The 12,760-nt window shown below is 64.6% G+C and carries 11 protein-coding genes; 3 read left to right on the top strand and 8 right to left on the bottom strand.

Going from position 1 to position 12,760, the window contains the following annotated elements; translation table 11 throughout:
* The first annotated feature begins 2 nt into the window (after positions 1–2).
* Entirely contained in the window at positions 3–1,070 is a 1,068-nt protein-coding gene (locus DSC91_RS09665; protein ID WP_115777914.1) for a 2-aminoethylphosphonate aminotransferase, read from the top strand.
* A 64-nt stretch (positions 1,071–1,134) separates the two neighbouring features.
* Here DSC91_RS09665 and DSC91_RS37825 read toward each other — a convergent pair whose 3' ends face one another.
* The 3 genes from DSC91_RS37825 to DSC91_RS09650 all read right to left on the bottom strand — a co-directional run bounded on the left by DSC91_RS37825 (position 1,135) and on the right by DSC91_RS09650 (position 3,756).
* The gene (locus tag DSC91_RS37825; RefSeq protein ID WP_167470497.1) at positions 1,135–1,287 is read right to left on the bottom strand and encodes a hypothetical protein; all 153 of its coding nucleotides are present in this window, start codon (positions 1,285–1,287) and stop codon (positions 1,135–1,137) included.
* A gap of 120 nt (positions 1,288–1,407) precedes the next feature.
* The gene (locus tag DSC91_RS09655; protein WP_115777912.1) at positions 1,408–2,112 is read right to left on the bottom strand and encodes a PIG-L family deacetylase; all 705 of its coding nucleotides are present in this window, start codon (positions 2,110–2,112) and stop codon (positions 1,408–1,410) included.
* Between the two features lie 321 nt (positions 2,113–2,433).
* On the bottom strand, positions 2,434–3,756 hold the full coding sequence (locus tag DSC91_RS09650; RefSeq protein WP_308422808.1) for a UdgX family uracil-DNA binding protein: 1,323 nt from the start codon (positions 3,754–3,756) through the stop codon (positions 2,434–2,436).
* 913 nt (positions 3,757–4,669) lie between these two features.
* Here DSC91_RS09650 and DSC91_RS09645 point away from each other — a divergent pair.
* Positions 4,670–5,785 (top strand): HAF repeat-containing protein, encoded by a 1,116-nt coding sequence (locus DSC91_RS09645; RefSeq protein ID WP_229758174.1) that lies wholly within the window; start codon positions 4,670–4,672, stop codon positions 5,783–5,785.
* Positions 5,786–5,878: 93 nt separating this feature from the next.
* On the opposite strand, the gene DSC91_RS09640 is transcribed toward DSC91_RS09645, so the two are convergent.
* Positions 5,879–6,466: a nucleotidyltransferase family protein gene (locus DSC91_RS09640; RefSeq protein ID WP_115777910.1), complete on the bottom strand. Its 588-nt coding sequence runs from the start codon at positions 6,464–6,466 to the stop codon at positions 5,879–5,881.
* 150 nt (positions 6,467–6,616) lie between these two features.
* On the opposite strand from DSC91_RS09640, the gene DSC91_RS09635 reads away from it, so the two are divergent.
* Positions 6,617–7,186, top strand: coding sequence for a cysteine hydrolase family protein (locus DSC91_RS09635; RefSeq protein WP_115777909.1), 570 nt, complete (start codon positions 6,617–6,619; stop codon positions 7,184–7,186).
* A 99-nt stretch (positions 7,187–7,285) separates the two neighbouring features.
* Here the strand turns inward: DSC91_RS09635 and DSC91_RS09630 are convergent, their stop codons facing one another.
* The 4 genes from DSC91_RS09630 to DSC91_RS09615 all read right to left on the bottom strand — a co-directional run bounded on the left by DSC91_RS09630 (position 7,286) and on the right by DSC91_RS09615 (position 12,726).
* Positions 7,286–9,508 (bottom strand): xanthine dehydrogenase family protein molybdopterin-binding subunit, encoded by a 2,223-nt coding sequence (locus tag DSC91_RS09630; RefSeq protein ID WP_115777908.1) that lies wholly within the window; start codon positions 9,506–9,508, stop codon positions 7,286–7,288.
* Positions 9,505–10,506, bottom strand: coding sequence for an FAD binding domain-containing protein (locus DSC91_RS09625; RefSeq protein ID WP_115777907.1), 1,002 nt, complete (start codon positions 10,504–10,506; stop codon positions 9,505–9,507). The genes DSC91_RS09630 and DSC91_RS09625 overlap by 4 nt, the downstream gene beginning before the upstream one ends.
* Positions 10,507–10,519: 13 nt before the next feature.
* On the bottom strand, positions 10,520–11,353 hold the full coding sequence (locus DSC91_RS09620) for a 2Fe-2S iron-sulfur cluster-binding protein (protein ID WP_115777906.1): 834 nt from the start codon (positions 11,351–11,353) through the stop codon (positions 10,520–10,522).
* 461 nt (positions 11,354–11,814) lie between these two features.
* Positions 11,815–12,726: a LysR family transcriptional regulator gene (locus tag DSC91_RS09615; protein ID WP_115777905.1), complete on the bottom strand. Its 912-nt coding sequence runs from the start codon at positions 12,724–12,726 to the stop codon at positions 11,815–11,817.
* Between the last annotated feature and the right edge of the window lie 34 nt (positions 12,727–12,760).

Below are 12,760 nucleotides of genomic sequence, written 5' to 3'. Positions count from 1 at the left end.
TGATGTTGCTGCTCAATCCCGGCCCGGTGACGCTCACCGAACGCGTTCGCCACAGCCTGTTGCAAACGGATTTGTGCCACCGTGAAAGCGAGTTTTTCGACTTGCAGGAAGAGGCGCGCACGCGTCTGGTCGATCTGTATGGCCTCGACGCAAGCGAATGGCAGGCGGTGCTGATGACCGGCTCCGGCACGGCCGCTGTCGAAAGCATGACCGCTGCGCTGGTGCCGCAAAACGGCAAGCTGCTGGTCGTGGAAAACGGGGTGTACGGTGAGCGTATTTCGCAGATCGCCACGCAATACGGCATCGCGCACGCGTCGCTGAAACACGACTGGATGCAGGCACCGGATCTCGCGAAGATCGCCGAACGCCTCGACGCGGACAAAGCGTTCACTCACGTCGCCGTGATTCATCACGAAACCACGACGGGACGTCTGAACGATTTGCAGGCGCTCGGCGCGCTGTGCCGTGAACGCGGCCTGCGTCTACTGGTGGACGGCGTCAGCAGCTTCGGCGCGGAAGCGATCGATTTCACCGACACCAGTCTCGACGCCGTCGCGGCAACCGCGAACAAGTGTCTGCATGGCGTGCCGGGCGCGTCGTTCGTGCTGGTGCGGCGCGCGGCGCTCGCACAGGCGGCGAGCCGCACGTATTACCTGGACCTCGGGCGCCTCGCGCGTTTGCAGGATCAGCGCAATACGCCGTTCACGCCGTCGGTCCACGCGTATTACGCGCTGGTCGAAGCACTGCGCGAACTCGCCGACGAAGGCGGCTGGCAAGCGCGCCACGCGCGTTACGCGGCGCTCGCCGAGCAGGCGCGCGCAGGCCTCGCCGAGCGGGGCATCGGCAGTGTGTTGCCGCCGGAGCAGTCGTCGGTGGTGCTGCGCGCGTATCGCTTGCCGGACGGCGTGACGTATCCGCAACTGCACGATGCGCTGAAGGCGCGCGGCTTCGTCATCTACGCCGGTCAAGGCGGGTTGTCGGCCGAGTTGTTCCGCATCTCTACGATGGGCAATCTCCACGCCGCCGACATCGACCGTCTGCTGCAAGGTTTTAGCGAACTGACGCGCTAAAGCACGCGTTCATTCGCGCGTCCGGCAGCGGTTCGGCAACGATCCGACAATAGGCGCGTCGGCGTCACACCGGGTCTTTGTCCGGCGGTCCATCGGGCCGCTGCGGCTCCTCGGTGTGATGACCCGGCGACGGCGGTACGAGCGGATCGGCTTCCGGGTCCTTGTTCGGATCGGCGTTCGGATCGGGAATCGGGCTGGTATGCATGTCGTAGCTCATTGCATCACCTTTGAGTTGAGAGGCGAACGGAAAGCGGGCGGCACGGCCACCGGCGGCCGAATTCACCCACACGCCGACCGTTTCCTTCTAGCGTAGGCGATCCAGCGCGCCGCGCACCGCTTACTTTTTCCTGCCGCGGCGCACGCTCAATTGCCAGTAACGCTCGGTAGCGAAAACGTCGTCGTAATCGCCCGCGCCGAACGCGCGCAGCTGGCTTTCGTAAGCGTTGACCGCCTCGCGTTTGAGCTGCGTGCGGCGCGCAAGATCAATCGTGTGGCCGGCGCTCGGATAGGCCGGCGTCGCGACGACGCCGCGTTGCGCGAGGTCGGCGAGCCGCGCCTGCACGACACCGGGCGTGCGGCGGTGAATCGCTTCCTCGTAGACGAACCACGTGAGATGTGAAAGGCGCGGCAGGATTTCGCAGCAGGCTTCGAACACCAGCACATGATCGTCGTGATGCAGGCCGAGCGGCATGAGCAGCGTGTTCGCGGTCGTGCGGTAGATGGTCTCTTCAAGCATCGCCGCCAATTTGCCGATCGACGGCGAATCCATGTATTGGCTGCCGCGAAACGGCATGCGCAGCGGAATCGCGTCGAGCACTTCCAGCGCGAGATTGTCTTCGAGCGTGCGGGCGTGGATAGCCTGATGGGCGTTCGCGAAACCCGATCTTTCATCCCATTCGGTATGCATTTCCTGCTCGGGCGGCGCGGCAAACACCGTGCAGACCGCGGCGTCAGGATGGGCGGCGAGCAATGCGCCGCAACTGAAGACGGCGTCGTCGAAATGGGGCGAGACGATGAAAAGGCGAGGGCTGGTTTCGCTCATGGGAGGTAGGGTGGTTTCGAAACGCGCGGCCGTATTCGAAGCTTCGATAGTGCGCGAGACACGCTTGCCGGATTGACGGCGTCACATCAGCTTAGGCGGAATCGGCGCAACGTGTGTAACCGTTGCAATCGACGCAAACCGCATGCCCGGCCGGGGGCGATTTTGCCGTGCTTTCCCGCAGAGGCTCACCGTCGCGCGTTTGGCCTATCCCGAACATGCTCACCTTCAGGGGCCGTGCATCGTGCGCGTAAGCGCTCAGCTATGAGCGCCTGGCCTGATTGATCACTCAGCTGTGAGCGGTTCCGGTTTTTGTTTCGCGGGCTACGCGACGTCTCCCGCCAGCGCCGCCGCGCGGCTGAACGCTGCCGCAATGGACGCCTCGATGTCGTCGCGCAAGCCGGCGTCGGCCGTTCTCAGCGCATACGACGGATGCCAGGCCGGCACGATCAGGCGCCCGTCGTGGGCGATGGTTTGGCCGAGGTATTCGGACAGATTGACGTGCGGGCCGGTCAGCGCTTCCAGCGCGGTCGCGCCCAGTGTGACGACCACGCGTGGCGCGATCCGCGCCAGTTCTTTTTCCAGCCAGTACTGGCAAGCCTCGACTTCGCGCCGCGCGGGCGTGCGGTGGACGCGCTGCTGATCGAGCGTTTCCCATTTGTAATGCTTGACGGCATAAGTCAGATACAGCGCTTCCCGTTTCAGACCGGCGCGCGCCAGCACGGCGTCCAGCAGTTGACCGTCCGGGCCGGTGAAGGGCTCGCCGTGCTGGTTCTCGTGCTCGCCGGGCTGTTCGCCGACCACCATGATCGCCGCATGGGCGGGCCCGACGCCCGCAACCGCCTGTTTCGCATTGCGCCATAACGCGCAGCGCCGGCAGGTGGCGAGCGGGCCAGTGGGCTCGATCAAGGGCGGTGTCATCGCCGAATACTCGATTGGCGGCGTGGACGGCACGGTGACGGTGGCGCTTTGCGCGCCCAGACGGCTGCGCTCACGCGCGAGGCGTGCGGGCAATGGCGGACCCGCGGGCGGCATTCTCCAGTAGCGCAACGGCACGGGCAACGGCGCGGCATTGAAGGCGTTGGCGTAATACGCAAGCCAGAGCGCCTCCGTGGGCGTGCTGGTGACGGCTTCGCCGGTCATGACGCTGGCCGGTAGCGCCTGCGTGGCCTGTTCGTGTTCCTCCGCTGCCGGCTGGTCGATGCGCATCAGCATGCCGTTCCAGAACACCGCGCCGTGCGGCGTGGCGAGCATCCACGTGGAATCGCCCATGCGAGCGGCGAAGCGCGCGGCGGCACGCGCCAGCAGGTCATGATGCGGCTCGTACCAGCCGACGAATTCCGGCCACCCCATTGACGGATCGCGCCGTCTGAACAGCGTGAGTGTCAGCAGATCCTCGGTTTCGTGTTCGATAGCGCGGATGCGTTGATCCAGCAGCGAGCCGTCGGGGTCGCCGAGATCGAGGACGGTGCGCTCGCCGCGCGTCCAGCGCCATAGGACGCGGTACAGCAGCGACCAGCGGTCCGGCGCGCGGAAGCACGCAGCCGTTTTCAGCCAGGAGAGCAGTTCGCGGGGAATCGCGGGTGTGGCGGACATACCTGTGCCGACACTGCCTGCGGCAGTGCCGACGGGTTCGGCGTTTGGCATGCCGGCTGCGGTCGCGCTGGAGGTTTGTTCCGCTGCGGACGTTGGCGAAGATTGCGCAGTCTGCCCCGTGGGCGAACCACTGCCATTATTTGGGGCCGCCGCCTCGTTTCCGGACTCAACCCACTCGATCTGCGACGGCTCGACACCTTGGCGCAGCAGCGTCCGCGCAGCGCGCCGCCATGCGGTGAAAGACGGTTCGATTGGAATGCGTTTCATGCTGACGCGGCGTGGCTGCGCGCAGTGCGATGCGCGTATCCATGTGGCCAAAATACTGTATGGATGTACAGTATCCACTAAAACACCGGCCAGGATCAAGTCGGCGGGTTCTGCGGGTATCGCGCGCCTTGCTGCCGACGTTCGCGCATTCGGCGTAAGAGGTTCGGCGGGGCGACTGCTCAACCCGAGCGCTCAACCCGAGCGGTCATTCAACCACGTTTAACCCGCCATCGAGCAAAGGCAATTCATGGCAATTTTGTATTGTCATTAATTTGCCTTGCTATTTAATAAGTTGAAAAAAGACATTCCATAGACTAGAGTGGTCGGTAACTTCTATCTGTATACCTATTCCAATCTCCAAAACCGGAAGCGGATAACGGCCGATCTCGTCATTGATCACGGTGATCCATGCCGGATCAGACTCTAACGTCTGGGTTGCGCCGGGCAGCAATCCAAATTAATCACGTCCGCTTTCTGATGCAAGCCAGCGCGATTTATCCTGATGCAGATGCGTGGGCGGCATTTATAGCAGATTTTTATTTTCAATAAACTCGGATTTATATCGATCTGCGCTCACATCGGGACGCAAGGCGTATTCCGTTGTGCCGCACATGAATCGAAGTCGTGCCGACATTCATGTCGATGCTGGTTCCAGAGATTCCGAAATAGCACCGCGTCCCTCTTATTGGATCCGTCCTTGTCGAAATGCATCCGGTGCGATTGCGGCCAGGCGGCCGATCGCGATCCAGGTTATATCCCAGGAAAGGGGATCATTATGCAATCCGCATGCAAGGTAATTGGCAATGTGCACTATGTTCGCCGCACCCTGATTGCTTTCACTCTGATCGCGGTCGCCGCATTCCAGCCTGCCGCAGGCCAAAGTCTCGTCATCAAAGACCTCGGCGCGCTCCCCGGTGAATATAACTACAGCAACGCTCTCGGAATCAATGAGCGCGACCAGGTGGTCGGCTACTCGATCACGGCGGGTGGGAACACGCACGCCTGTCTGTTTGAAAACGGGGTGGTGACCGATCTGGGCACGTTCCCCGGTGGCAGCTACAGCTCAGCTAGCGCGATCAACAATCGCGGCCAGGTGGTCGGTTCCTCGAGCACCGCGCGCGGGAACTCGCACGCCTTTCTGTTCGAACATGGGGTGATGACCGACCTGGGTACGCTACCCGGCGGCGACGTCAGCGGAGCGAACGGGATCAACGAGCGCGGCCAGGCGGTTGGTCTAGCGTCCAATCTACGCGGGTACGTTCACGCGGCTCTGTTTGAAAACGGCGTGGTGACCGACCTGGGCACGCTCCCCGGTGGTAGCGATAGCGGAGCTTTGGGGATCAACGATCGCGGCCAGGTAGTCGGCTATTCGTCCATCGCAGGTGGGTACGCGCACGCCTTTCTGTATGAACACGGGGTGATGACCGACCTGGGCACGCTCCAGGGGAATAACGGCACCAGCCATGCTCAGGCGATCAACGATCGCGGCCAGGTGGTCGGCATATCGTCTACCGCAAGCGGGGACGTGCACGGTTTTCTGTATGAAAAGGGGGTAATGACTGACCTGGGCACGCTCCCCGGTCGCAACGATAGCAACGCTTTCGGGATCAACAATCGCGGCCAGGTGGTCGGCGAATCGGATGCCGGAACCAACCCGTACTTGCCGCATGCGTTTCTGTTTGAACATGGGGCGATGACCGACCTGGGCACGCTCGCCGGGGACAACTTCAGCGAAGGTGTCGGGATCAACGAGCGTGGCGACATCGCGGGCAACTCCACGTTGCACGCCATACTTTGGACACGAAAAAAATGATTGCCGATCTCCGGCTAGCGGTTCGCAAAAATTGTTGGAACCGCGGGGCGAGCGTCCAGCATTGAGTTTGCCAACGGCGCGGGCACGCTCAGTTTAAATATTGCGCAGGTCTTCCGGCGTATCCACGTCCCGCAGAACCCCGGGGTCGTCGACATCCAGCCGCATGACCCGCTGCGAGGTCAACAGCGCGCGTGCACCGGTGTCGCCGTCGAGTGTGATCAGCGCGTCCCGATGCTCGATGCCGAAGCCGACCGGATGGCCGCGCTGTCCCTGATAAAACGGTGCGACCAGCGAAGCGCCGCCGTCGAGCGCGCGCGCCACTGCTTCGATCGTCGTGGTGCCGATGCGCGGCATGTCGGCGAGCGCGACGATCCAGCCCTCGGCGTCGTCGCTGGCTTCGATGCCGGCGGCGAGGCTCGCGCCCATGCCATGTTTGGCGTTCGGCGCGAACACCACGTCGCAACCGGCGTCGTTCAGGAGGCGCGCGAGGGCGTCCGAGCCCGGCCGCACCACAGCCAGCACGCGCGAGACGACATGCAGCAACCGGTGCGCGGCTTCGTGCGCGACGGGCGTGCCGTCGGGCATCTGTGCGAGCAGTTTATTGTGCAGGCCGTCCGGGTCGAAGCGCGAGCCGAAGCCGGCGGCGAGCAACACGCCAGTGGCGAGCGAGGCGTAGGCCATGGGCGGGCCCCGGTAGAAAGGATGAGACCGATTGTGCGATGCAACGCGCCGGCAGGCAAGCGCCAATGCATAAGCCGACGTGTGCCGTCATTCGAGGCGGTGCCCGTACAATGAGCCGCTTACCCCACTTCACAGCGGATTTTCATTGCCATGAAACGCCTCGACGACAAGGCCGCACTGATTCTGATCGATCTGCAGAAGGGCATCCGGTTTCCGAAGCTCGGCCGCCGCAACAACCCGGACGCGGAACGCCATCTCGTGGCCTTGCTCGCCCATTGGCGCGACACCGCGCGCCCCGTCGTGCATGTGCGCCATATTTCCCGTGAGCCGGACTCGGTATTCTGGCCGGGGCAGAGTGGCGTCGAATTTCAGCCGGCCTTCGAGCCGCGTGAAAGCGAGCATGTTGTCGAAAAGAACGTGCCGGATGCATTCATCGCGAGCGGGCTCGAACGCTGGTTGCGCGTGCGGCAAATCGATCAGCTGGTGATCGCAGGCGTGATCACGAACAATTCGGTCGAAGCCACCGCGCGTACCGCCGGCAACCTCGGCTTCACCACGCTGGTGGCGAGCGACGCTGCCTTTACGTTCGACATGCGCGATCTGAACGGTCGCCTGTGGGCGGCCGAGGACATTCACGCGCTGTCGCTCGCGAACCTCGCGATGGACTATGCACAGATCGCGACCACCGCGGAGATCGTCGGGCGCGCGTCACGCGCCTAGCGTGTATTCGGCGATCCGGTCCACGCACGCAGCGCACGCACGCACGCCGCGTGCGTGGCTGCTCTTATCCCTGTGCCGCTTGTCCACCTCGCAAACGCCTCACACCTGCATCGCCCCCATCACCTTATCGAGCGTCACCGGCAGATCGCGCACGCGCACGCCGGTCGCGTGATACACCGCATTCGCGATTGCCGCTGGCACGCCGGTGATGCCGATTTCGCCGATACCGCGTACGCCGAGCGAGTTGATGTACGGATCGGGCCGATCGATGAACGTGATGTCGAGCGAACCCATGTCGGCATTCACCGGTACGTGGTACTCGGCGAGATTCGCGTTGGTGAAGCGCCCATAGCGCGTATCGAGCGAGGTTTCTTCCTGCAGCGCCGCCCCCACGCCCCACACGATGCCGCCCATCATCTGGCTGCGCGCGGTCTTCGCGTTCAGCACGCGTCCCACGTCATACACGCCGACCACGCGTGGCACGCGAATCGTGCCGAGGTCGGCATCGACATGGACTTCGACGAACACGGCGCCGAACGAATGAAACGAATACTTCTGTTTCTCGTCGCCGGGTTTGACCGTGGAGGTGGTTTCGATCGGCTTGCCGCCTGAGCGCGCGATGATCGCCGCCGCCGGATCGCGCTTTGCCGGTTGCGAGCGGCTCACGACCCAGCCATTTTCCACCGTGATGTCGTCGGGTGCGATGCCGTGCACCGGCGAGGCTTCGTCGGCGAGCGCCAGTGCGATCAACTGGCTGCGCGCCTGGGTCGCGGCATCGCGCACAGCGGGCGAGACGCTTGCCGCCGATTGCGAGCCGCCCGATCCCGGCGCTCTCGGCAGCGACGAATCGCCGAGCGCGAAGTGAATGTTTTCCGGCGCGAAGCCGAGTGCGTCGGCGGCAACCTGGGTCATCACCGTATAGGTGCCGGTGCCGAGGTCCTGGGTGCCGGAAGCAACCATGGCGCTGCCGTCCGGCAGAATGCGCGCAATCGCCGCGGCTTCGCTGCGGTTGGCCGGATAGGTGGCGGTGGCCATGCCCATGCCGATCAGCGTGTTGCCGTTGCGCATCGAACGCGGTGCGCTCGTGCGCCGCGACCAGCCGAATTTCTCCGCGCCGATCTGATAGCACTCGCGCAAGGATTTGCCGGACCACGGCTTGTTTTCTTGCGGATCGGCATCGGCGTAATTCTTCAGACGCAGCGCGAGCGGGTCCATCTTCAACGCCGCGGCGAGTTCGTCCATCGCCGATTCGAGCGCGAACGAGCCGGTTGTTTCGCCGGGTGCGCGCATGAAGGTCGGCGTGCCCAGATTCATCGGCACGATGCGGTGCGTGGTCACCTGATTGGGCACCGTGTACAGCATGCGCGTGACCATGCAGCAGGTCTCGGTCCAGTCTTCGAACATCGACGTGTTCGAAATACTGTCGTGGCGTATCGCGGTCAGCGTGCCGTCGTGCCGCGCGGCAAGCGTGAGATGTTGCTCGGTATGCGGACGCGCGCCGACGGGACCGAACATTTGCGGCCGCTCGAGCACGAGGCGCACCGGGCGTCCGGTCTGTTTTGCGGCCATCGCGCACAACGACACATGCGACCACGACGATCCCTTGCAACCGAAGCCCCCGCCGATAAACGGCGAAATCACGCGCACGTCGCCGGGCGGCATGCTGAATGTCCTGGCGACCGCCTGCGCCGCACCGCTGACGCCTTGCGTCGAATCGTAGAGCGTGAGTTGCGGGCCGTCCCAGTGCGCCATCGTGGCGTGCGGCTCCATTGGGTTGTGATGCTCGATCGGCGTCGTGTAAACGGCGGCGACGTGGACTGTGCCGCCGCGCATGCCGTCCTCGAAGTCGCCGCGCTGCGTGTCGGTGGTGCGGCCTTGCGGTTTGTCGGGCGCATGGCCGTTCGGCTTCGCCTCATTGAAATCGAGTGTCGCGGCGCTGCCCTGGTAGGCAATGCGAAGCTGACGCGCGGCGTCGGTGGCATGTTCCAGCGTATCGGCGACCACCACCGCGACCGGCTCGTTGTTGTAGTGAATCTGGTTGTCCTGCAGCAGCGAGAGGCGCCGCCCGGCCGGCGGTGTCAACGTGGGCCGGCCGCCATTCGGCAGACGCGGCGCGTTCTGATACGTCATCACCAGCAGCACGCCGGGCAACGCCTGCGCGCGGCTCGCATCGATCGACGCAATGGTGCCGCTCGCAATCGTGCTGGTGACGAGCACGGCATGCGCGAGCCGCGCTTCGGGGAACTCGGCGGCGTAGCGCGCTTCGCCGGTGACTTTCAGCAGACCGTCAATGCGGTCCAACGGTTGGCCGATCAGATTCATGCGACACCTCCGGCTCGGCCCGCGGCCTGGTTCACGGCGCGCACGATCGCGCGTTGCGCGAGCTGCACCTTGAAACGATTGTCATGCTGCGGCCTCGCATCGCGTAGCGCGGCGGCAGCGGCGTTGTGCAACGTGGCCTGGGTGAGCGGCCGGCCATCGAGCATCTGCTCGGCGGCGCTCGCGCGCCACGGTTTGTGCGCGACGCCGCCTAATGCGATACGCGCGGTTTTCACGCGATCGCCGTCCATCTGCAAGGCGGCGGCCACCGAGATCAGCGCAAATGCGTAACTGGCGCGGTCACGCACTTTCAGGTAGTGGGCGTTCGCGCTGAACAAAGGCGGCGGCAAATCGACGGCGGTAATCAACTCGCCCGGCTGCAAAGTCGTATCGATGTCGGGCCGGTCGCCGGGAAGCCGATGAAAGTCGGCAAACGGAATCGTCCGCTCGCCTGCGGGGCCGCTTACGCGCACGACGGCGTCGAGCGCGGCGAGCGCCACGCTCATATCCGACGGGTTCACCGCAATGCATTGCGGACTCGCACCGAGAATCGCGTGCGTGCGATTGTGGCCGTCGAGCGCCGCGCAACCGCTGCCGGGCATGCGCTTATTGCACTGCGTGAAGGCGGTGTCGTAAAAGTAGCCGCAGCTGGTGCGTTGCAACAGATTGCCGCCGACGGTCGCCATATTGCGCAATTGCGACGACGCCCCCGCCAGAAATGCTTGCGACAGCAACGGGTATTGTTCGCGCACCAGTGCGTGATTGGCCGCGTCGCTGTTGCGCACCAGGGCGCCGATGCGGATGCCGCCATCGGGCAGCGTAGTGACTGTATCGAGTCCGCCGATGTGCGTGATATCGATGAGCCGCATCGGCCGCGCCACGCCGCCCTTCATCAGGTCGAGCAGATTGGTGCCGCCGCCGATGAACACCGCACCCGGTTGCTGCGCCGCGCGCACGGCGCCGGCGACATCGGCGGCGCGTTCGTAAGAGATCGCATCCATGCTGGTCGCTCCGTCAGGCGTTGTGGCGGTTGGCGCTGCCGCCGCTGCCGTTGTTCATGGCACTGCCGGCGTCGTTGCCACTGCCACTGCCGGCGTCGTTGCCACTGCCACTGCCACTGCCATTGCCACTGCCGCGCGCAACGTTCTTGCCGCCGCCCTCATGCACGGCGCGCACCGCCGCGACGATATTCGCGTACGCGCCGCAGCGGCAGATATTGCCGCTCATGCGTTCGCGGATCTCGTCGTCGGAAAGTTGCGGGGGGCGGCTGCGGACGTCGGCGGTCACGGTGCTGGCCGTGCCGTTGCGGAATTCGTTCAGCAGGGCAGTCGCGGAACACAACTGCCCGGGCGTACAGTAGCCGCACTGGAACGCGTCGTGCTCGATGAAGGCCTGTTGCAACGGACTCAGCACGCCGTTGCTGGCAAGTCCTTCCACCGTCGTGATGTGCTCGCCCTCATGCATGACGGCAAGGGTAAGGCAGGAGTTGATGCGGCGGCCGTCGGCGATCACCGTGCATGCGCCGCATTGCCCGCGGTCACAGCCTTTTTTCGTGCCCATCAGTCCCGCGTACTCGCGCAGCGCATCGAGCAAGGTCACGCGCGGTTCGAGTTGCAGCGTGTAAGCGCGGCCGTTGATCGTCAGCGTGACCGGACGGCCCGGCACGGGTGCACGGACCTCCGCAGGCGGCGCGGCCGGAGTGGGTGTCTGTGTTTGCGCCCGCAGATGCGGCGCCGCGCCGACGGTGGCCGCAGCGGCAGCCGATTGCAGAAAGCGGCGGCGCGACGGTTGGGGTAGCGTGGCGGCGGGCGCCTCGCCGGAATCCTGACGTTCGTTCTTCGTGGACATGGCGGTCTGCTGGCTCCATTGAAAGGTCAATGCAGGCATGGCGACATGCGGGTTACCGACATGCGGGTTACCGACGTGCGGGTTACCGACTTACGAGCAGCCGACTTACGAGTAGCCGACGGGCGGGCAACCGGGCTTCGGTTGAACCGATGCGTCGGCTAACCGCACGTCGGCATCCGAAGCGTCGCGCTCTGGTTCATCGCGCCCAGCAATTTCGGTGCCGTTGCGAATGCAACAGTATCTCGACGCGGCGCAACCGGGCCCGCACTGACCTGGCGGCGAGTCACGGCGTAATCAATCGAACCGAATGGTGGAGCGCATAACCACAAACGCCGCGGCGCACGCACGTCAACCACGGACGTTGCGCTTAACGAACAGGAATGTAAATACAGAAAGGCGCCTTCTTTCTGCGTGCAAAAAGAAAGACTGTTTTGCGTGAGACGAGGAGTCCGTCCGAGCGCCTAGGGTGTCGCCAACCCGGCCAGGCTCTCCCGCAGCCACACGAGCGCCGGGTCGGCCTGGTTGCGCGGGTGCCAGCCCGCGTACAACGTGAAGCCGCGTGCGTCGAACGGTAGCGCAAAAGTGTCGAGCCGGTCGGCGTAGCGTGCGGCGAAGCGCGACGGCAGTGTCGACACATAGTCGGTGTTCGACAGCAGTTCGGGCACCAGCGCGAAGTGCTGGAGCGACAGCGCGACGCGCCGTTCGCGGCCGAGTTCGTCGAGATGCTCGTCCATGAAGCCGTGAAAACTGCCGCCGCTGGTCGACACCAGCACGTGATCGAGCGCGCAGTAGGCGTCGAGATCGAGTGGAGCGACCCCGCGCGGGTGGCCCTTGCGTTGCACGAATACGAAATGCTCGTCGTAGAGCTTGCGGGTTTTCATCGACGGCGGAATCATCCGGTCGGAACCGAGCAGCAGGTCGATCTCGCCGCTTTCGAGCCGCGACGCGGCGGTGGGCTGGTCGCCGATCACGAACGCCACGCGCACACCGGGCCCCGCGGCCGTCGGCAAGCGCTCCATCAGGCGCATGCCGAGCACCGCGGTGGCGTTGTCGTGCGCGGCGATCACGAAGCGCCGCGTGTCGGTATGGGGATCGAAGGCAGGCTGGTGGCGCACCACCGCTTCGAGATTCTTCAACGCGGCATGAAGCGGCTCCATCAACTCCAGCGCCCGGGCCGTGCGTGTCATGCCGCGGCCGGTTTCGGCGGGCAGCAGCAGCGGATCGCCGAAGATCTGGCGCAAGCGCGCGAGCTGCGTGGAGACAGCCGGTTGCGTCAGATGCAGCCGGTCGGCCGCACGCGTCACGTTCGACTCGGCGAGCAGCGCGTCGAGCGAAACCAGCAGATTCAGATCGATGCCGCGGAGATCAATCATGTTGATGGGTCGCATGCGAGTAATTGATTTCTAG

Origin of the sequence: Paraburkholderia caffeinilytica, assembly GCF_003368325.1 — a bacterium.
GTDB lineage: Bacteria > Pseudomonadota > Gammaproteobacteria > Burkholderiales > Burkholderiaceae > Paraburkholderia > Paraburkholderia caffeinilytica.
This window is presented reverse-complemented; position numbering and strand designations above follow the sequence as displayed.